Origin of the sequence: Rubinisphaera italica (assembly GCF_007859715.1) — a bacterium.
In the GTDB taxonomy this organism is placed as follows: Bacteria; Planctomycetota; Planctomycetia; order Planctomycetales; family Planctomycetaceae; genus Rubinisphaera; species Rubinisphaera italica.
In genome coordinates, this window is record NZ_SJPG01000001.1 from 5,292,916 (window position 1) to 5,311,941 (window position 19,026).

Below are 19,026 nucleotides of genomic sequence, written 5' to 3' on the forward strand. Positions count from 1 at the left end.
GCTCTCAGCTTCGTATTATCCTTGAGTAAATCACAGAACGACAGGTTCTCCCGCTTACTGATTTACACATGCAGCTATCCCTATGAACGAGGCCTTACGCCAGACTAAAACACATCTGCAGGAGTTGTTATTCCAGCACGGAATCAACCCGCGGACGAATCTCGGCCAGAATTATCTCATCGATTTGAATATCGTGGAATATGTCGTCGAGCAGGCCCATATCGGCTCGGATGATGTCATCCTCGAAGTTGGCACCGGCACGGGAGGCATGACCGCTTTCATGACCTACGATGCGGCCCATGTGATTTCCGTCGAACTCGACCGGAACATGCACGCTCTGGCTTCTGCTCAACTGGGAGATCGCGAAAATCTCACTTTGATGCGGCAGGATGCTCTTCATAATAAAAACCGCTTTGCGGATGAAGTTCTCGCGGAAATCGAGAAGCAGCTCAGTGTCGATCCCCGGCGTCGGCTCAAGCTGGTGGCGAATCTTCCGTACAATATTGCGACACCGATTGTTTCGAATCTGGTGGTGACGGACCTGCCGTGGGAGCGGATGGTGGTCACGATTCAGCTCGAACTCGGCTTGCGAATGCAGGCTCGACCGAAAAAGAGTACATACGGAGCGTTGTCGGTTTGGTTGCAGTCTCAATGTTATGTGAAACTGCTCAAGCGATTGCCTCCTTCGGTTTTCTGGCCCCGGCCCAAAGTGAACTCGGCCATCATGCAACTGGTGCCGAATCCTCGGGGACGAGATACGATTGCCGATCGTCCCTTCTTTCAGGATTTTCTGCGACGGTTATTTCATCAACGCCGAAAAATGCTCCGCAGTGTGCTTGTGGGCATGTACAGCAAGCAAATCGAGAAACCGGTGATCGATGACATTCTGCAGGAAATGAAACTGGGCGAAATGGCCCGAGCCGAAGAATTGCCACCGAAAACGCTGGTGGAGCTGGCGAATGCGATATATCACAAAGTGCAAGAGAAATCATAACAAAGAATTGTAACCTCAAAGTTCTCTCCTCTTCAGGGAGAGGACCAGGGTAAGGGGAAACGGTGTGATTCATCATGAGAGCGTCGAAGCCTCCCCTTATCCGGCCTTTGGCCACCTTCTCCCCAGGGAGAAGGAGAGGAATGTAAGTCCAATATAATCAAAACAAGACACACACAGGCTTATTGATCACGGGAAGATAGACAGATGCAGGATCGTATTCTCACAGAAGGTTTGACATTCGACGACGTTTTGCTGGTTCCGGCTTACAGTGAAGTGATGCCCGATCAGGTCGATATCAGCACGAAATTGACGCGAAATATCACCCTGAACGTCCCCATTATTTCCAGCCCGATGGATACCGTCACCGAGAGCGAAATGGCGATTGCGATGGCTCAGGAAGGGGGCATGGGGATCATCCATAAGAATATGAATCCCGAGCAACAGGCCCTGGAAGTCGAAAGCGTGAAGCGTTCCGAACATGGTGTCATTGTCGATCCAGTCACCCTTCCGCCGGATGCATCGGTCGCTCAGGCCCGCAAATTGATGGACGAACGGAACGTCGGTGGCGTCCCGATCACGGAAAATGGGCAATTGAAGGGGATTTTGACACGCCGGGACCTACGATTTTTAGAGTCCGATGAGACCCGAATCTCCGAGGTCATGACCAAAGAAAAGCTGATTACAGCACCAGAAACCACAGATTTGAAGGAAGCAGAACGGATATTACGGGAAAATAAAGTTGAGAAACTTTTACTCGTGAATGACCGATACCAGTTAAGGGGATTAATCACGATCAAGGATATCGACAAAAATCTGCAATACCCGCGAGCTTCGAAAGACTCTCGTGGAAGGTTGCGAGTCGGTGCTGCGGTTGGGGTTTACGATTATGAGCGCGTTGAATCGCTCATCGAAAAAGGGGTGGATGTTCTCGTTGTCGATTCTGCACATGGCCATTCTGCCAATGTGATGGAAACAGTCCGCGAGATCAAACGGCAATGGCAAATTGATGTCATTGCGGGAAACATTGCCACCGCTGACGGGGCGAAAGCCTTGATGGATGCCGGGGTCGATGCCGTGAAAGTCGGAATCGGGCCGGGCAGTATTTGTACAACACGCATCATTTCCGGCGTTGGCATGCCACAACTGACAGCGATCAGTGAAGCCGCCAAGGCTGTAGCAGGGACGGAAGTTCCTATTATTGGTGACGGGGGAATTCGATACAGCGGAGACATTTCCAAGGCGATTGCCTCGGGAGCCCACTGCGTAATGCTGGGGGGATTACTGGCTGGTCTGGATGAAAGTCCGGGCGAATTGATTTTATATCAAGGCCGATCCTTCAAAAAATATCGCGGTATGGGCTCGATGGGCGCGATGGTTAAGGGAAGCAGCGATCGGTATCGCCAGTCGCTGGTCGATGAAGACGGGAAGAAGAAGTCCACCAAAAAACTGGTGCCCGAAGGAGTTGAGGGACGTGTCGCCTATAAAGGGCATTTGAGTCACTTCCTGTATCAACTTGTTGGGGGATTGCGAGCCGGGATGGGATATCTCGGTGTGCAATCGATTGAAGGGCTTCGCACTGAAGCGAAGTTCATCAAAATTTCGGCGGCGACGGTAAGGGAGAACCATCCGCATGACATCGCAATCACGCAAGAAGCACCAAACTACACAGCCGAGCATTCGCCCGGCGAAAGCCATTAATCCACGCTGGATTGCGCTGGGATGTCTCCTGCTCGTCCTTACGCTCTGGTTGTCTAAAGGGCTGACCGCTGGAGAAGGTCCACTGCAGCGATTGCGAGAGCGTTCGGCAGAAAGCCGCTGGTCTTCGCTACGTGAAAAAATGTCGGAACGACGGGAAGATCGAGCCGAACGTCGTGACCGTCGTCGGGGTGATGAAGAAGTCGATGAGACTGAAGAAGCGACTGAAGACTCACTTCCTAATGAGACTGTCAAGTCGTATCCACTTCCATCGACCGATGTCGCAGAGTTGCCACCGCGAACATTACCGCATTCGTCTTCTGACCGTCCGCCAATGAAACTCGAAATCGAATCGGGTCGTTGGTATGGGGCTCCAAAGTCGTTGCCATCTCAACCTGTAGAGAGACCACCTCAGGCTCCACCAAGGAATGTGAACCCACCGGTCATGGCTCCACCATTATTACCACTACCGGCTTTACCATTGCCAGCCGACGATAAACCTGCACCTGCTCCTCCCGTAGTATTTCAGGAAGCATTCCAGTTCGATCAGCAGGGACCGAGCGTCAAGGTCGATCCTGAAACGACCGCGCCGGTCATTCCTTCTCAACCTGCAGGGACCTCACGCTCGGCTACTCGCAAAACAGCCGAAGTTAGGCCTCTGTTTCCGGCGGAATCGAATCTGGTTGACGAGTATATTAAGAGTCCTTCCAGAAAGAAAGAAATCCCCGCGAGATCGATTTCCAGTACATTGCAAAGTGATCAGAATTTCGAGCAGGAATACAACTTGAAAGAGCCGATCAATGAATTCCATGGAGAAATCAAATCGATGCGAGAGATTTCTCCGTTCGTGAGTTATGAACCCGATCGGCAACTCCGCAAGGAAGATCCCGGTCGACACTTGTGTCCATTGCCGGAAGGTTTTGTTGCCACAGGAAATTCGACGCAGTCGAAATGTCCCGAGATGTCCGATTTACCAAATCACGATCGCAGCACGAGCCGGAATTTTGCACATCTGCAATATCACTGGTGTGCCACCAATACGCACTACTATCCGCTCTATTTCGAGGATCCACGCGCCGAACGATATGGACAGTTGCATCACCCTCTGATTCAACCCGTCGTCTCTGTTGCAAGATTTAATGCCCAGTTGCTCGGCTTACCTTATCAGATGGCAATTAATCCGGTTGCCAAATGTGTTTATCCGCTTGGCTACTATCGTCCGGGCGATGTTTGTGCCCCACAATTGTATCACCAGATTCCCCTCAGCCTGGGAGCGGCTTTCGTTACAGCTGAAGTCTATACGGGCTTGTTCTTCCTGTTCCCGTAATATCAATTGGCTCAAATCAATAAGACGCACGAACTTTCGAGTTTGTGCGTCTTGTTTTATTGGTGAGGTCAGATATCACCATACAAGCACGAAGCGCAAGCGAGTGAGTGAGTGAATTCAATTGCTATGTGACTCACTCACTCACTCACTCGCTTGCGCTTCGTGCTTGTAAAGATATTTTCGTCAAGGCGGTGCCAGATCAAATCTGCAAACCTTCACAGCTGCAATTGATGGTAACTTTGCAAGCGATCCACATAACTTTTCAGACGTTTCAGCAATGATGCCCTGGTCGATTCTTCTGTTGCGATCAAGCAACGTTCCAGACAACCCACACTGCTCAGGAGCAGGTTGCTCAAATCAAAGGTGAGTAAACTCTCCCTTTCGACAGGTTGTAACGGTCGCACGGTTTGGTACGCCTGCAATGCCGCTCGCCAGCCTTCGCTATCATTGCCCAACACGCTTCCGAGATATCGCGTCAGGTCGCAGGCGACACTGTCGGTGGCAGACGCATTGATGTCGATGATGCCGCTGACTTGCCCATCAACGAACAGCAGATGCTCGCGCCATACATCCCGAAAAACCGGTAGAACCGGACGTAGCTGCCGAGCCTGCGTTTGTAAATTTTGCAAGACAATTGGCTTCCAAAGTTGCAATTGCAGTGACAGCTGATCGACCAGTTGTGGAAATTTCTCGTCGAATTTTAATCCGTTGTTGTGAGAGAGAAATAAGTCCTCAAACTCATTATTTCTCTTATTCAACAGTCTTAAGCGAAGCTGGAGTGATTCTGAACTCCCCCAGCCTGCCTGCAGGATTCTAGGCTGTGAAATCGCTAACGGCATATAGTTTGCACAAACCAAATGACATTCCGCCAGGGATTTCATGGCGGAATCGATTTGATCTTGAGAAGGAGATTGTGAATCGATTGGCTGACCAGCCAGAAAGGGCTCGATTTGAGCAAGTCGATCATCCCAACGGAAATAAAACTGATCCTGCAAATTTCGCAGGGAACCAGCGATTGGAGTCGAAATGTTGTGATTCAAAAACTCTGCAAACAGTCCCAGTTCCTGAATTCGATTTGGACTATTGAAGTTTGCAGGCCAGAGACGAAGCACATAATTACCGGACAATGCCTCAAAACAGTAGACATCTGCTCCACTGAAACCTCCGGTCAATCGTTGCAGTTTACCAGCGATGGGCCGGTTCTCCGGATTGTATAATCGGAACCTTTTTTCGATTTCAGGGTCAGTTTTGGGCAAGTCCATAGTTAATGATTGACTTTTCCAATTTAGAAGGTGTACAACGAATAGAGAAAATACCGTTTAAAACGACTTCAACTTTAATTGTTCCGGCAAGAGGCTGAAACAGCTCAGATTTCCCGATTTGTATCAAGTCCCGGGAAATTCTGAAAATGAGTAAATGATGAAACCGGGTTTCATCAGGCTCTTTCATGAGGAAAGTGATCCACACCTGAGAATTCTTCACGACTGAGAGGAACCCATGACTAAGAGCATGAACCGATTGATGATGCTGGGAGTTTGCGGACTTCTGGCTGTAACGACCACCGCAACGGCTGAAGCGGGGATCATTCCCTGGACCTACAACGCGATTTTCGGACCTGTCGGTTCGACATTCGCCGCTCGCCCAACCTACGGGTACGGCGCTAATTACGGTGCCAGATACGGCGGCAACGCCTGCTGTGGGACGACTGCAAACTACGGTGGCAATTCCTGTTGCGGTACAACGTCTAGCTATGGATACACCACCAGTTATTCACCATACTATGCGGGCTATACGCCATATTACGCTGGATACTCATCTTATTATGGCTCTTCCTGCAATAACTGCGGCACCTGTAATACATGTAATAGTGGTTGCAACTCTTGCGGTTACGGCTGTGCATCCAATGGCTGCAGCAACTGTGCCAGTGGCGATTGCAACTCCGGTTTGACACCTGCGGCAGGGACAACTTCAACACCGCAGTCGAATAACTCGCCGACACCAACAACAACTTTCAAGTCGACCGAGCCAACAGTGAATCCTAACGCTGGTGAAAGCTCAGACAGCAAACCGAATTATGAACCCTCAAACAATGAGAATGGGTTTGAAATGCCGGAGCAGGAAAAGAAATCGGAAGATACAAACGCTCCCAAGTTCGAAGGATTCAACAACAGCAGTCGGGAATCTCTTAAACTGCCCTCAGCTCCCATGGTTCCTGTGGAACAGGCGAATCCTGAACCGACTCAGCTGGAAGAATTCCGAGCTCCACGCCTGGATCTTATTCCTGCTCCCGTCGCAGTGGATGACTCTCAGATCAGCTGGTCTGTGACGAAAGCTCCAACTCGAGTTGTCCGAAACGCACGCTACAGTATTCCAACTGTTGCACGTTACACCCCAGCTCAATTGAACGATCTTGTTCCTCCAATGCCGATCCAGGTTGCTGAAAAGTAATCCAGCTTGCCATTGCTGACAAATTCAAAAGAGGGATGCTCATCATGAGCATCCCTCTTTTTGTTTGATACTGTACCGCGTTCTCAATGGAAACCAGAAAATAATCCACCCAGGAGGTCCTCTTCAATATGATACAGGAAATCCAGTTTCCAATTGCAATAGGGTTTATGTTCACTGATGAGTTTAAATGTTGCGGCCCGACCCATTACCATTGAACCATCAATTCCGATGTGACTTCAGGGGGAGAGCAGGATGTATCGCAGTTCGTGTGCAGCCATACTGTTTGTGATTGGGATGTCTGCACAGGCATACTCACAGGGAAACAATGAGAACTCCAGCAAGCCGAACATCCTGCTGATCGTTTCCGACGATCAGGGTTATAATGATCTCGGCGTTTTGAATAACGATTTGATCACGCCGGCTTTGGATCGAATCGCTCGGTCAGGAACACGGCTGACTAATTTCTACGTCACCTGGCCTGCTTGTACTCCTTCACGCTCGGGCTTACTGACAGGCCGCTATCCTCAGCGGAATGGCGTCTACGATATGATTCGCAACGAAGCTCCCGACTACGGCTACAAATACAAGCCGGGCGAATACGATGCGACCTTCGAGCGGATTGGCGGGATGGATCAACAGGAAATCATCATTCCCGCTCTCTTACAAAAAAGTGGATATGCCTCGGCGATCTATGGGAAGTGGGATCTCGGTTCGCTCAAACGCTATCTGCCAACTTCCCGCGGCTTCGACGACTTTTACGGTTTCGTTAACACCGGCATCGACTATTACACGCACGAGCGTTACGGCGTACCGAGTATGTTTCATAATCTTGAGCCGACCGAAGATGACAAGGGGACCTATTGCACTTACCTGTTTGAACGCGAGGCATTGAAGTTTCTGGATCGTGTTTCCGAAGAGCAACCGTTTTTTCTGTATCTGCCGTTCAATGCACCCCACTCGTCCTCTGCATTGGAACCGGAGATTCGTTCGAGTGTTCAGGCTCCCGAAGAATTCAAGCAGATGTATCCGCCAGTCGAAGAGGAAGTAAAACCGACCAATTCGTATCGATATGGAAACCCGGCTCTGGTCACCACGCAAAAAGCCCGACAGCGGGATTATCGAGCCGCAGTGACCTGCATGGATGCGAGCATTGGTAAAGTTCTCGACAAACTCGAACAGCAAGGGAAACTCGATAACACCATCGTCATTTTCTTCTCAGACAATGGCGGCAGCGGGGGAGCCGATAACTCTCCACTTCGTGGTCACAAATCCCAAATGTGGGAAGGCGGAGTCCGGGTCCCCTGCATCATCAGCTGGCCTGATGGGGATATTCCCATGGCCGAAGTGAATGATGAGTTTCTGACTTCGCTGGAATTATTGCCAAGCCTGGCCATTGCGACCGGAACTAGTATCCCCGCGGATTTGACGCTGGATGGTTTCAACTGGTGGCCAACGCTGCGGAACGCAACTTCATCTCCACGACAGGAAATGTTCTGGAAACGCCGCAATCAGATCGCGGCTCGTGTGGGAGATTACAAATGGGTTGTCCAGAGCGACAATCAAGGCGGACTCTATAACCTGGCTAATGACCTCAGTGAGAAAAACGATCTTTCCGAAACTCACCCCGAACTTCTGAAACAGATCCAGCAGCGATATCAACGCTGGCTCGAAGAGATGGAAGCGGCTGAACCAAGAGGACCATTTCGAGATTATTGAAGAATGGATAGTGGAGTAAGTTCTCTTAAGAACGCCTGAAAACAAAATCAAAACAACTCATAAAGGGGTGGCGGGGGCGCTCCGCTTTAGCGGAAGCCCCCGGAGAAATTACGATTCGGGGGCTTCTCTTCGAGAGCGCCCCCTCCCCCCTTTGCGAGTCGCTATTGATAGAATTTCGTTCTTGAATATTGTCAGGCGTTTTAAACTCAGATCAGCCGAATGATCAACCCCATGAGAGTGGTGCCTTGCTTGACACGACTTCGCTCACCGCATTTCACCCGTGAAGAGGACATGATCGGGTTCGATTATGGCTCTGAGCATGAAGAGGTTTTGGGGAGTAATGCGTGAATTCATTGCAAAGACAGGGGGCAGCCAGAGGGGGTTCTTCATCTCGTGAATTCCCCAGGCCTCCGCTTTGGGTTCGTGCAATTGCACCGGCTGAGCTGTTCGTAATTTCATTTCTGGTTCTGATCGCATTCGGAACCCTGATGCTGAAATTCTTCCCCGGATTGTATCGTGGTGAGGGACTCGGCTGGACCGATGCGGTTTTCACCTCGACCAGTGCCGTCTGCGTGACCGGCTTAATCGTTGTCGATACGGCGACATATTTTACGCCACTCGGACAAGCCGTCATTCTTATGCTCATCCAGCTCGGAGGACTGGGAATGCTCGTTTTGACGAGTGTCATGATTTCGGCTTTGGGAGGTCGCCCGTCCTTACAAACGGAGAAACTCGCAACCGGTTCCCATCATGTGATCGCCCTGGTACCTGCCCGTCAGTTAATTCTCGATATCGTCCGCTTTACATTCGCGATCGAAGCGTTGGGGGCCCTGCAAAACGAAAGACTACCCCCCAATCTCCTCGGGAATGACGCGCAGGCTCCCGGTGATTACATCAAATGTCGACCGCTTTTCATCCAGGTCAGCGTCTTCTCCCTGATACAGTACAAACAGGCTGCATTCTTCCAGTTCGATGGCATTGAGGGCCACGTTGGTGATTAAGTCGTGGCAGACGACTTCGAGTTCCTGAGTCATCCAGGAGTTGGACTTGTCCATTTTACGCTCGTAGACATCAAATTCGTCATATTCCTCCTGATAGGATTCCAGAGCCGCATCGAGTACTTCGTCGGCTGTCGCGGTCCCGGGGACAATCGAAACCATCCAAAAGGCTGTCGTTTCTGTCAGTATGGTAACGGAGGACGTTTCCCCTTCTTCGGTATATTCGAGTTGCCAGAAACCGGGGTAACGAAGCTGGAGTCCATTTTTTTCGAATGCTTCATCGAGTGGTAAGTTAGCTGTTGGATCCTGGTCGATCATCGTGTTGTTCCGGGTTAATGGCTGTGTTGAGTGGCCAGAGGCGAATGGTGGTTAAGTTTGATGACATAAAGGTTAAGAGGATTTCAGCTGTCGCGACAAAAGACTCTCGCCTCGAATCTTTCTTCAGACGAGCCCCTCAACACTCGCCATTCAACTCTCAATAAGTTCGCATTATAGGTTCTGTAACGATGATGCCAATTGTTAGCACTGAACGAACATCGATAACTTTTTGTTTTTCTGGATCAAATTCCAACAAGACCGGAAAACTCATGCTAGTTTTGATAGACAGCCAGTTTCGAGTACGAGATGGCTTGGGACACTCAAAAGCTGCTTGGTGGCAAATAGTGGCCAGGAGAGACGAACATTAAGTCATGCGTCGAACGACTTAGTGCCGGACGGAAACACAGAGGAAAGAGCGAACCCTTGGGAATCAGTGCTTTATCAGACTGGTTGTGGCAAATCGCTGCACACGCTGAAAAATTTGGACTCCTCATCGTCCTGATTTTGGCTGGCGCACTGCAGTACGCTCTGTATCATTATCATCGGGCACATTTCAAACTCAAAGAAGACAAGATTCTCGAAGAACTCGACCGTATGCGAGTTAAACTCCGACGGTTACGCCAGGAAAAATCACTGGCATTTGTCGAGAACAGCGCCATGGCCGATATCTTTGCGGAAAATGATTCGAACCGCACTATCGATGTTCTTCTCAAAAAACTCGTGCCGCACTCCGATGCCGGCTTCGCAATCTTCTTCTCCTACGAAAACAAACAGCTCAATATTTATACTCAACGAGGGATCTCCAAACATACAATCACCATTCTCACGCTCGAAGAAAAATGGCTCAATCAGGTGATGCAGGAAGGTGTTTGCCGAATTTCAGATTCCGAATTGTTCAACTCGCGATTTGTCACCTTATTAAACGGTACAGAACGAAACAAAATTAGCGAACTGCACCTCCTGCCCGTTGCTGATGACAAGGAAATGTACGGCGTCGTCGTTTCCACACATCTGTTTCCTGTCGGAACCGATCTCGAACTTCAGCAGGAAATGGTCGGTCGACTCCTCAAAAGAATTACGCCATCGCTGCGACACCGAATGAATACGCTCGATCAGCAGCAGCTCCTCAAGCTGACTCAGGAAAAGCTGGCACTGCGTGCCATCGCCGATGAATTCCACGACCTCCCCACAAAGATGCTCGAAGAATTCCTTCGCCAGTTGAGTGTGCTCGTCGAAGCGGACCGCGGAGCTCTGCTGCTCTTCTCGAATAATCCAGAAACTCCCGTGCGTGTTGTCAATCGCCATGGCATTAAAATGCAGGCCGGAGTCGAATCGATCTGGCAGGATCACGAAATCCGGATCGCAAAATGGGCTAAATCAACAGGCATCACCGGCAGTATGAACGTCGCTGATCTCCGCGAAGCCGAAGTCAACAGCCTCATGAGCCGAGCCCTGACTGTGCCCCTGTACCAGGGAGAATCGATGATGGGCATCCTCTGCATGACCCGCAAAGACGACGGCGTCTATTCGCGTGCTCATATTTCTCTGGCCGAATGGTCAGGCGATTTCCTCGCCGAAACCTTAACTCGTGTTCTCGACCGGGCAGCCGTGGAACGAAAAGCCAGCCTCGATGGACTCACCGAACTGGCCAACCGACGCACCTTCGATGAACGGATTGTCGGCGAACTTGGACAGTCCCAACGAACCGGCAAACCATGTTCACTCTGCCTGCTCGACCTCGACCACTTCAAGCACGTCAACGACCACTACGGTCATCAGGCAGGCGATGAAGTTCTCCGCCAGTTCGCCCGCCTGCTCGAGGAAGAAGTGAAAAAAGTTCGCCCCTCCGATAATCCCCTCGTCGCTCGCTACGGTGGCGAAGAGATGGCCCTCGTACTTCCTGGTATTGGCGTCGATGGAGCCGTCCGTATAGCCGAATCGATTCGAGCCGCAGCCTGCGAAATGGTCATCCTGCACGGCGGACAGCGCATCGATATCAGTGTCAGCTCTGGCGTCTCCTGCTATCCGCAGCACGCCACCACTGTCGAAGGACTTATCGAAGCCGCCGATGAAGCCCTCTATCAGGCCAAACGCGACGGACGAAATGCAGTCCGGCACGCCGGTGCCAACAAGCAGGAACCTGCACGCATCGGTCATTAACGATCAGCCGAGACGGGCCAGTCATGGCTCGAATACGTAATAGTTAATCATGTTTTATCAGTAATTCTGTACGTCGCAAATCACTCGACTCCACCCGTCGCATTACCGCGACGGCTCGCCTTTGTTTAGAGGAATGATGCACCGATCCCTGCAAACATCACGACAACTCAAATCTAAAGCCATTCCCATGATCACCGAACAAATCAATCCAGATTCCCTCACCGATCCCTCTACACTGCAGCGGAATTTGGCTACCATGTTCGGCATGGAAACGACTCAAAACCAACCGGAAGCAAAACCCAGAATCGTCGCTGTGATGCCCGCATACAACGCGGCAGCCACCCTAGAACGCACTCTGCAGGACATTCCCACAGGCTCCGTCCAGGAAGTGATCCTTGTCGACGATTGCAGTTCCGATAACACCGTCGAAATCGCAAAACACCTCGGCTTGACCGTTATCGAACATACAAATAATCGTGGCTACGGCGGGAATCAGAAGTCCTGTTATGAAGCCGCTCTTCAGACCGATGCAGACATCATCGTCATGATTCATCCGGACTATCAATACGACAGTCGCGTCATCCCGCAGGCTGCCCAAATCATTCATCTGGGCATCTGCGACTGCATCCTCGGCTCCCGCATCCGCAGCCGAGGCGAAGCCCTTGCTGGCGGTATGCCCCGCTACAAATATATTGCCAATCGGATTCTCACCACGATTGAGAACGTCGGCCTCGGCCAGAACCTCGGGGACTTCCATTCCGGCTTTCGTGCCTATTCACGCGAACTGCTCGAAACCATCCCCTGGGATCGCAACTCCGAAGATTTCGTCTTCGATTCCCAGTTCCTCGTGCAAGCCGTCAAATTCGGCTTCAAACTCGGCGACATCCCTGTCCCGGTCCGCTACTTCGACGAAGCCTCCAGTATCAACTTCCGCCGCAGCACTACCTACGGCCTTAAAACCCTCGGAGCCGTCGCCCACTTCTGGACCTCAAAACTAGGGCTTTACACACCAAATTACCTCAAACCAAAAACGGATTGATTCCTGCTTACAAGCACGAAGCGTAATCCAACAATTATCGCATTCGCATTGAAGCCGGTTTGACTTTGCAGACTTTGGGTTTCGCGTTCGGCTAACCCAATCTACGGAACTCAACTCGCTATTCAGTTTTGACACAGTTCACGACTTGATCAATTCTGGTCTCCGTCAAGTGCCTGTAATGATAGGGTTTGCATGGTGTGAAGCTAAAATCGCAGAGGACTCAGAGTTTTTAAGATAAGAATGTATTTCACTACTTCTCGCTGAACTCTGTGTTCTCTATGGCGAAATTATTTTAGACTCAGCCTCAAATCCATCCCTGGGCACAATATGACGTACAAGAAAGCAAACCACGTGGCCTCATTTCGATTTGAACTGCAACATACCGATCCCAACACCGGAGCACGGGCTGGTCAGTGGCATACGCCGCATGGAATTGTCGATACGCCGGCTTTCATGCCCGTCGGGACTCTCGGCACTGTCAAAGGATTGCTGCCTGAGCAATTGAAGGCAGCCGGGGCTCAGATGGTGCTGTCGAATACCTATCATCTGGCATTGCGACCGGGGGCAGATGTGGTCGAAGAACTGGGTGGACTGCATCAGTTCATGAACTGGTCGGGACCGATTTTGACCGATTCAGGCGGTTTTCAGGTCTTCAGTCTGGCAAAACTCTCGAAACTGACGGACGATCAGGTCGTGTTTCGCTCACATATTGATGGAAGTCTGCTGGAACTCTCGCCCGAAAAGGCGATTCGGATTCAGGAACAGCTGGGAGCAGACTGTATTATGTGTCTGGATGAATGTCCGCCACACGACGTCGGTCAGGATCGGCTCCGTGCAGCGGTTCAGCGAACAACGGCCTGGGCGGCTCGGTGTCGGGATGCTCAAAAGCGGGATGACCAGGCATTGTTCGGAATTGTCCAAGGGGGAATCGATCCTCATTTAAGGGAGGAGTCGGCTGAGGGATTACTGCCACTCGATTTCCCAGGCTATGCCATCGGCGGGTTGAGCGTGGGGGAAGATCCCAACGATATGTACAAAACCCTGGACTTCACAACACCCTTTCTGCCGGTCGAAAAACCTCGCTATTTAATGGGTGTAGGCAAGCCGGTCGATTTGCTGGAGTCAATTATTCGGGGAGTAGACTTGTTTGACTGTGTGATGCCAACCCGCAACGGACGCAACGCGATGGCGTTCACTTCGAATGGTCCGGTGAAAATTAGGAATGCCAAATATCAGCGGGATGTGACGCCGCTCGATCCGGATGGGCCTTCCGAAGTGGGGCGGATTTATTCCAGGGGATACCTCCGGCATCTGTTTGTGGCCAAGGAAATGCTGGGGGCGATTTTGCTCTCCTGGCACAATATTGCCTTCTATGAAAATCTGGTTCGGGAGATGCGTCAGGCAATTTTTGAGAATCGGAGTGCGGAGTTTCGGGCGGATCAACTTGCCCGTTGGGGCAGCGATCCCTAATATACGCAATTCTTTGCTGTGAAATTGCGGTATTTTCGCCTGATTTACGGCATTTTCAGCCCATTTGAACTCAATGTATGACGTACTGAGGGAATCGAATCGCGATTTCCGGGAAGATTTTTATGGCTTTTTCCACGCAAATTTTGCATCAAATCTGCCTGCTGGCTCAAGAAGCAGCCGAAGGCGGGGGAGCTGCTGAGCAGCCGGGTCTATTCGATGTGTTCGGCGTGCCTGTGATGGTCATGATTGCGATTTATGTCGTATTAGTGATGCTGCCGCAGAATAAAGAGCGAAAAGGCCGTCAGGATTTCCTGTCGAATTTAAAGAAAAACGATCAGGTCGTCACGATTGGCGGTGTTTTTGGAACGGTGACAGGTTTCTCAGCTGATGGAACGCAGGTCACTCTGCGGGTCGATGAGAATACCCGGATTCGCGTTCGCAAAAGCAGTATTGAGTCGATTGTGAAAACTGAAGGCGAAGAAAAGCCAGCTTAATAAAGTCTGCATCTGGCAATAAGTTGCGTGCAATGCAGAATTGACATTGCGACTGAGATCAAAGTCGAAGTAAAAGTGCATTTAATAAAAAATCCGACGGATGGCTGTCGGGTCTGGTAATCGATCGAGAACGAAAGACACGACGGAATGTCCGCTTGGATTGTAATACTGTGGATTTTGGCAATTTTCGTAGCCCCGATCATTTTGGGGCAATTCATTGCACGTGCAACGAAAATGAAAGATGACTCCGGCCGGTTCAGTACCGTGCTCGTTTTGCTGGCCATCTTTCTGGCTCCGTTTGCCAGTCAGTTGATACACGGCGAGAAACTTTCCGATGCTTTCCGACTGGGAATTGACCTGGCTGGGGGTACGAATCTGGTTTATCAGGCTGATACCGAGCAGGCTGAAGAGAGCGGGAAAGAAGTCAACGGCCAGTCGATGGATGAACTGGTGCGGGCAATTACCCGCCGCGTGAATCCTTCCGGTACCGAAGAAGTAACTGTTCGACAGGTTGGCGACGATCGCGTTGAAATCATCATTCCGGGAGCAGATCCCGATTATGTTCAGGCGATGAAAAAACAGATCACGAATCTGGGAAGCCTCGAATTCGGCATCCTGGCCTCACGGCACGATAATCAGCATCAATCTCTGATCGCTCGCGCAGAAGCATCTGGTGAAGACGTTTACGATGGCACAGAAAAACGAGCTCAATGGGTGCCTGTTGCTCGGACTCAAACGGCTGATGGTCAAAGCGAACTCAAAGATATCACTGGTGGACCGAACGATGTGATGCGGGAACGGGAAGTCGATGGCCAAACCATTCGCGAATTCCTGATTGTTCTCGATCCACCAGAACAACGCGTCGACGGTAGTTTTCTGGTCAACTCGCGTCCGACGATGGATCCCAACTCGGGAATTTCGATTGGCTTTACTTTCAATGCTCAAGGTGGTTTCCGCTTTCAGAATCTGACAAACCGCTATCAGCCCAAGAAAGATGGTAACACCTACCGACTGGCTGCGATTCTGGATGGCAAAATCCACAGTGCCCCAAACATTAATGCCGTCATTGCTCAGGATGGTATTATCACCGGCGACTTCACCAACGATGAAGTCACGGAGATGGTCAGCGTGTTGAACTCGGGAGCTTTGGAACTGCCACTGATTAAAGAGCCGATCAGCGAATACACAATCAGCCCGCTTTTAGGGGTTGATGTTCAGGAAAAAGGCAAGATGGCGATCACCGTGGCTGCCGTCACTGTGCTGGCCTTCATGTTCGTTTATTACTGGGTGGCAGGCTTAATTGCCAATATGTCATTGATCGTCAACGTGGGGTTGATTCTCGGGGCGATGGCGTTGTTCGATGCCACTTTCACCTTGCCTGGTCTGGCTGGTTTGGTGCTGACCATCGGTATGGCGGTCGATGCGAATGTGCTGATCTTCGAACGTATGCGGGAAGAACTGGAAAAAGGTTCGAGCCTGCGTCTGTCGATACATAACGGTTTCTCGAAAGCCTTCTCGACAATTATCGATGCCAACCTGACAACGCTGATCACTGCGGTCATCCTGTATGCCCGGGGAACCGAGCAGGTCAAAGGTTTCGCGGCTCTGCTGATCATCGGGATCATCATGAGTATGTTCAGTGCCCTGTATTTCGGGCGATTGATGTTCGATCTGTTTGAGCGAATGAAATGGTTGTCGGCTAAGTCGATGCTCGGTAAGAGCATGGTCGCCACCACCAACTGGAACTTTGTTGGTAAACAGGCACTGGCGACGATTGCTTCACTTGCCTTGATCATTGGCGGCATGGCTGCTCTGTTCTCACGGGGGAGTGACAATCTCGATATCGACTTCACCGGGGGCTCAATGGTGACCTTCCAGTTCCAGGACGATCCAGGAATTGATGAGACCCGCCAATCTCTGCAGGCCGAATTCGGTAATGATATGACCGTTGAACAGCTGATTGTGCCTGGCATTGTCGAAGGGGAACCCGAGCAGAAATTCTTCCGCCTGCGTACCAAAAATGAAGACACCGCAGAAGTTCGCAAACTCGTCAACAAAGCCTTTGAGACTTCCGGTCATGAGTTGACCAAGGTTTCCATGGAATTCGGCGACATCGCCACAATTCCCGCAGCACCAGAGGAAGAGGCTGCGGAAGGTACTGCAGCCAGGGCCAACGCAGATCTGTTTGCAGGTGGATCACAGGTCAAGCTGACCTTCAGTGATGAAGTGACAACCACGATTATCGAAGATGAATTCAAAGAGGCCTACGCCGGAGTTGTTGGGAACGACAATGTCGATGGAGACAACCTTGCAAGTCTGTTCACAGTAACTGGAACTGAAGGTTCCGGGCTTGATGCCAAGGACAGTGCCGTCAAGCGGTTCTCGGTGGCCGAGTTGAAAGTCCGCAAAGAACTGCCAACCGATCAGGTTCGGCAAACACTGGTTGACATGCAGCAGATGATGGCCGAGCGTCCGGTGCTCGATGAAGTTAACACGTTCAGTTCTGCGGTCGCTGGCGAAGCCAAGATGTCCGCTCTGATGGCGATCCTGTTGTCTCTGGCTGCCATCATCGGTTATGTCTGGTTCCGCTTCCAGAAAATTGCTTATGGACTGGCCGCTGTTATTGCATTGATTCATGACGTTCTCTGCGTGCTGGGTCTGGTTGCGATTGCTTCCCTGTTGAGTACGACTCCGCTGGGACCAATTCTGGGACTGGTCGACTTCAAGATTAATCTGCCGATGATCGCCGCCTTCCTGACGATTATCGGTTACTCGTTGAACGATACGATTGTCGTGTTCGACCGAATTCGCGAAGTCAAAGGCAAGAATCCGGAACTGACCGAAGACATTATTAACCGCAGTTTGAATCAAACTCTCTCCCGAACATTATTGACCTCGTTCACGACATTGATCGTGGTGGCGATTCTGTATGTTCTCGGAGGTGAAGGCCTGCACGGCTTCGCGTTCTGTCTGGTCACCGGTGTTGCAATCGGTACTTACAGTTCGATCTACGTCGCCAGCCCAGTCTTACTCAGACTTGCCAATCCGAAAAAACCTACACCTAAAGAGACGATGCCCGTTCAGGCATAATCTGAGTTGGGTGTGAAGTTCATATAAAAAAAGCCGTCACAAAACTGTGACGGCTTTTGTTATGCTCATCTTAACCCGAAGCGTCAGCGAGGGGACGGCATCGAAAAACCAGCAACGCATGCCCCTCGCTGACGCTTCGGGTTAAGAAAATGAGATAAATTGCCAGGTGGGGTCCGCCATGCGAACCTGACTACTTACAGCAACGACTCGAGAAGCATGCGGAGTTTACGCATTTCCAGGCCGAGGGAATTGGGGTCGCTCAGGCTGGGGATCATGTCGACGCTGAAGGCGCGGCGGTAATCGTAGCGTTTGAGGCCGGTGATAATGCGGCTGTAATCGATTTCTCCCAACCCAACCGAGACCTGCATCTGGTCGGGAGTGGAATCGCGGAAGTGAACATGAGTTGTGAACGGGAAGACGATGTCGTAATCCTGCTCACGATGCGGGCCACACGTATAATGGGTCGGGTCGAGTGTCAGTCCCAGTCCCTTGACAGCTCCGCAAAGTTCGGTGGCTGTGTGTGGGTCTTCCGTCAGGCGACCGATTTGCGTTTTTAAAGAGAGTCGGATGCCATCCTGAGTCGCCAGGGTGACAAGTTTTTTGAGACGATCGGTTTCGTCATTGAAAGGTGTTCCCAGCTCCAGTGAGGGAATGGTCACCTGAGTGATTTTCAGAAGCTTGGCGAATTTGAACAGGCTGGGGAATTCGTCCGGTTTCATTTCGCTGGTGATATTGATCGCGCAAATGGAAAGGCGAGTGGCATTTCGACAGCGGGAAACTGCGGCATCGGGATCTTCGATGATACTCGCAATCGTAAAATCATCTCCCTGATCACTCAGGGTCAGTTCGATGCGATCGTATTCCAGATCGGCCAGTTGTTGACACGCATCTTCAAATTTCAGGTGGGAATAACAACCGGTCGAGGCAGAAATAAACACGACGACACACTCCTTGTGCTCGGGCAGGCGAAAATAGATCGAGAGCTAATTCAATTTGCTCGGTGTGCAAATCGATTTTTGACACTCATGTATTCAAATGTCAATGCAATCTGGAAGGATCAATGTTTTGAAGTCAGACGCAGAATATCATAGTGATGAGTCGAAAAATTTGACTTCTGTGTGAATTTACAGGGACTGGAGAATTTCTGCAACGGCGTCCTGTTAGTCAAATCGTGTTGTTCGCAGGAATTACACGGATTCTCCGTAATCTGACGGGCATTTTAGCCGATATACGAATCAGGTCTAGTGGTGTAACCACTTTGTGTATGAGGGGTGGCG

Annotated in this window: 15 protein-coding genes; 10 read left to right on the plus strand and 5 right to left on the minus strand. The window is 50.8% G+C overall.

The annotated features are described in order from the left end of the window. Positions 1 to 82 precede the first annotated feature (82 nt). The 3 genes from rsmA (at position 83) to Pan54_RS20195 (ending at position 4,016) form a co-directional block, all read left to right on the plus strand. Positions 83 to 994 carry a 16S rRNA (adenine(1518)-N(6)/adenine(1519)-N(6))-dimethyltransferase RsmA gene (gene rsmA / locus Pan54_RS20185; RefSeq protein ID WP_146505200.1) on the plus strand — a complete coding sequence of 304 codons (912 nt, stop codon included), beginning with the start codon at positions 83 to 85 and terminating at the stop codon, positions 992 to 994. Positions 995 to 1,198: 204 nt separating this feature from the next. Beyond that, entirely contained in the window at positions 1,199 to 2,692 is a 1,494-nt protein-coding gene (gene guaB, locus Pan54_RS20190; RefSeq protein ID WP_146505201.1) for an IMP dehydrogenase, read from the plus strand. Beyond that, entirely contained in the window at positions 2,625 to 4,016 is a 1,392-nt protein-coding gene (locus tag Pan54_RS20195; protein ID WP_146505202.1) for a hypothetical protein, read from the plus strand. Before guaB ends, Pan54_RS20195 begins: the two co-directional genes overlap by 68 nt. A 215-nt stretch (positions 4,017 to 4,231) precedes the next feature. On the opposite strand, the gene Pan54_RS20200 is transcribed toward Pan54_RS20195, so the two are convergent. Then, positions 4,232 to 5,272 carry a phosphotransferase gene (locus Pan54_RS20200; protein ID WP_207310192.1) on the minus strand — a complete coding sequence of 347 codons (1,041 nt, stop codon included), beginning with the start codon at positions 5,270 to 5,272 and terminating at the stop codon, positions 4,232 to 4,234. After that, positions 5,259 to 5,465: a hypothetical protein gene (locus Pan54_RS26150; protein WP_207310193.1), complete on the minus strand. Its 207-nt coding sequence runs from the start codon at positions 5,463 to 5,465 to the stop codon at positions 5,259 to 5,261. Before Pan54_RS26150 ends, Pan54_RS20200 begins: the two co-directional genes overlap by 14 nt. A gap of 48 nt (positions 5,466 to 5,513) precedes the next feature. On the opposite strand from Pan54_RS26150, the gene Pan54_RS20205 reads away from it, so the two are divergent. Then, positions 5,514 to 6,464, plus strand: a complete 951-nt coding sequence (locus tag Pan54_RS20205) for a hypothetical protein (protein WP_146505204.1) — start codon at positions 5,514 to 5,516, stop codon at positions 6,462 to 6,464. 294 nt (positions 6,465 to 6,758) lie between these two features. Beyond that, positions 6,759 to 8,180, plus strand: a complete 1,422-nt coding sequence (locus Pan54_RS20210) for a sulfatase-like hydrolase/transferase (protein ID WP_146506509.1) — start codon at positions 6,759 to 6,761, stop codon at positions 8,178 to 8,180. 264 nt (positions 8,181 to 8,444) lie between these two features. On the opposite strand, the gene Pan54_RS20215 is transcribed toward Pan54_RS20210, so the two are convergent. Both Pan54_RS20215 and Pan54_RS26480 read right to left on the minus strand, forming a co-directional pair. Next, the gene (locus tag Pan54_RS20215) at positions 8,445 to 8,639 is read right to left on the minus strand and encodes a hypothetical protein (RefSeq protein WP_146505205.1); all 195 of its coding nucleotides are present in this window, start codon (positions 8,637 to 8,639) and stop codon (positions 8,445 to 8,447) included. Between the two features lie 386 nt (positions 8,640 to 9,025). After that, positions 9,026 to 9,496: a hypothetical protein gene (locus tag Pan54_RS26480; RefSeq protein ID WP_242631485.1), complete on the minus strand. Its 471-nt coding sequence runs from the start codon at positions 9,494 to 9,496 to the stop codon at positions 9,026 to 9,028. 423 nt (positions 9,497 to 9,919) lie between these two features. Here Pan54_RS26480 and Pan54_RS20225 point away from each other — a divergent pair, with 423 nt between their 5' ends. The 5 genes from Pan54_RS20225 (at position 9,920) to secD (ending at position 17,749) form a co-directional block, all read left to right on the plus strand. Next, positions 9,920 to 11,656, plus strand: coding sequence for a GGDEF domain-containing protein (locus Pan54_RS20225; protein ID WP_146505207.1), 1,737 nt, complete (start codon positions 9,920 to 9,922; stop codon positions 11,654 to 11,656). A gap of 265 nt (positions 11,657 to 11,921) precedes the next feature. Next, positions 11,922 to 12,695: a glycosyltransferase family 2 protein gene (locus Pan54_RS20230; protein WP_390621955.1), complete on the plus strand. Its 774-nt coding sequence runs from the start codon at positions 11,922 to 11,924 to the stop codon at positions 12,693 to 12,695. A 351-nt stretch (positions 12,696 to 13,046) separates the two neighbouring features. Further along, positions 13,047 to 14,165 carry a tRNA guanosine(34) transglycosylase Tgt gene (tgt, locus tag Pan54_RS20235; RefSeq protein WP_146505208.1) on the plus strand — a complete coding sequence of 373 codons (1,119 nt, stop codon included), beginning with the start codon at positions 13,047 to 13,049 and terminating at the stop codon, positions 14,163 to 14,165. Between the two features lie 122 nt (positions 14,166 to 14,287). Then, on the plus strand, positions 14,288 to 14,659 hold the full coding sequence (gene yajC / locus Pan54_RS20240; RefSeq protein ID WP_146505209.1) for a preprotein translocase subunit YajC: 372 nt from the start codon (positions 14,288 to 14,290) through the stop codon (positions 14,657 to 14,659). 234 nt (positions 14,660 to 14,893) lie between these two features. Further along, the gene (gene secD, locus Pan54_RS20245) at positions 14,894 to 17,749 is read left to right on the plus strand and encodes a protein translocase subunit SecD (protein ID WP_242631379.1); all 2,856 of its coding nucleotides are present in this window, start codon (positions 14,894 to 14,896) and stop codon (positions 17,747 to 17,749) included. A gap of 194 nt (positions 17,750 to 17,943) precedes the next feature. On the opposite strand, the gene Pan54_RS20250 is transcribed toward secD, so the two are convergent. Further along, positions 17,944 to 18,687 carry a sugar phosphate isomerase/epimerase family protein gene (locus tag Pan54_RS20250; protein WP_146505211.1) on the minus strand — a complete coding sequence of 248 codons (744 nt, stop codon included), beginning with the start codon at positions 18,685 to 18,687 and terminating at the stop codon, positions 17,944 to 17,946. Between the last annotated feature and the right edge of the window lie 339 nt (positions 18,688 to 19,026).

What these genes read in the sequence shown, in the direction of transcription:
- rsmA (WP_146505200.1), top strand. Translation starts at nt 83, where the DNA reads ATGAACGAGGCCTTACGCCAGACTAAAACACATCTGCAGGAGTTGTTA.
- guaB (WP_146505201.1), top strand. Translation starts at nt 1,199, where the DNA reads ATGCAGGATCGTATTCTCACAGAAGGTTTGACATTCGACGACGTTTTG.
- Pan54_RS20195 (WP_146505202.1), top strand. Translation starts at nt 2,625, where the DNA reads ATGACATCGCAATCACGCAAGAAGCACCAAACTACACAGCCGAGCATT.
- Pan54_RS26150 (WP_207310193.1), bottom strand. Translation starts at nt 5,465, where the DNA reads ATGAAAGAGCCTGATGAAACCCGGTTTCATCATTTACTCATTTTCAGA.
- Pan54_RS20205 (WP_146505204.1), top strand. Translation starts at nt 5,514, where the DNA reads ATGACTAAGAGCATGAACCGATTGATGATGCTGGGAGTTTGCGGACTT.
- Pan54_RS20210 (WP_146506509.1), top strand. Translation starts at nt 6,759, where the DNA reads ATGTCTGCACAGGCATACTCACAGGGAAACAATGAGAACTCCAGCAAG.
- Pan54_RS20215 (WP_146505205.1), bottom strand. Translation starts at nt 8,639, where the DNA reads ATGAAATTACGAACAGCTCAGCCGGTGCAATTGCACGAACCCAAAGCG.
- Pan54_RS26480 (WP_242631485.1), bottom strand. Translation starts at nt 9,496, where the DNA reads ATGATCGACCAGGATCCAACAGCTAACTTACCACTCGATGAAGCATTC.
- Pan54_RS20230 (WP_390621955.1), top strand. Translation starts at nt 11,922, where the DNA reads ATGGAAACGACTCAAAACCAACCGGAAGCAAAACCCAGAATCGTCGCT.
- yajC (WP_146505209.1), top strand. Translation starts at nt 14,288, where the DNA reads ATGGCTTTTTCCACGCAAATTTTGCATCAAATCTGCCTGCTGGCTCAA.
- secD (WP_242631379.1), top strand. Translation starts at nt 14,894, where the DNA reads ATGAAAGATGACTCCGGCCGGTTCAGTACCGTGCTCGTTTTGCTGGCC.